1 protein-coding gene is annotated in these 682 nt (G+C 62.9%); it reads right to left on the bottom strand.

The window, feature by feature from the left end; all coding sequences use genetic code 11:
- Nucleotides 1–666: IS3 family transposase (locus tag ABD002_RS19450; protein ID WP_343794255.1), on the bottom strand; the 666-nt coding region annotated here is incomplete at its 3' end.
- Nucleotides 667–682 lie beyond the last annotated feature (16 nt).

Below are 682 nucleotides of genomic sequence, written 5' to 3'. Positions count from 1 at the left end.
CGGAGAAAGATAACCGAGCGCTGAGTGTAGTCGGTGCGTGTTGTAGAAATCGATATAGCTGCGGACAGCCGCTCTGAGTGTGTGCTCGCTGGTGAAGCGACGGCGGTGGTACATGTCGGACTTCATGGACTTATTCCACGATTCCATGTGGGCGTTGTCGGTCATCCGGCGAGGACGATTCACGCTCTGCACCAACCCGGATTTCGCCAAGGCCTGCTTGAAGTCGTTGGCCAGGAACTCGACCCCGCGATCGCTGTGGAAAAGGGTTCCAGGTGCCGGCGTACGATGGCGAAGGGCCGACGTGAGCGCGCGGTGGGTGAGGCGCGCGGTCTTCTCCGACCCCAGCGCCCATCCGAGCAGCCGGCGCGAGTAGCGATCCATGACCGTGGCCAGATAGCGCCACGTCCCTGACACCTTCAGGTAGGTCACGTCACCGACCCAGACCTGATCAGGTCGCTCGATCGTCCGTTCGTGGATGCGGTGGTCGACGCTCGAGAAGAACCGTCCCAAGCCGGGAAGCCTTCGATAGAGATCGGCCGAACACGCCCTCACCGCGTTATTCCGCATCAACCGTTCGATCCGCCGTCGCCCGACCGACTCGCCCTCTTTTCGCAGCGCCGCATGCACGCGCGGACTGCCGTAGGTCTCCCGGCTGTCCCGATGCACCCGTCGGACTTCATCG

Source organism: Dokdonella soli (assembly GCF_039523175.1).
GTDB classification, from domain to species: Bacteria; Pseudomonadota; Gammaproteobacteria; order Xanthomonadales; family Rhodanobacteraceae; genus Dokdonella_A; species Dokdonella_A soli.
Note: the sequence above shows the minus strand (reverse complement) of the source record. Positions and strands in the feature narration are given on the sequence as shown.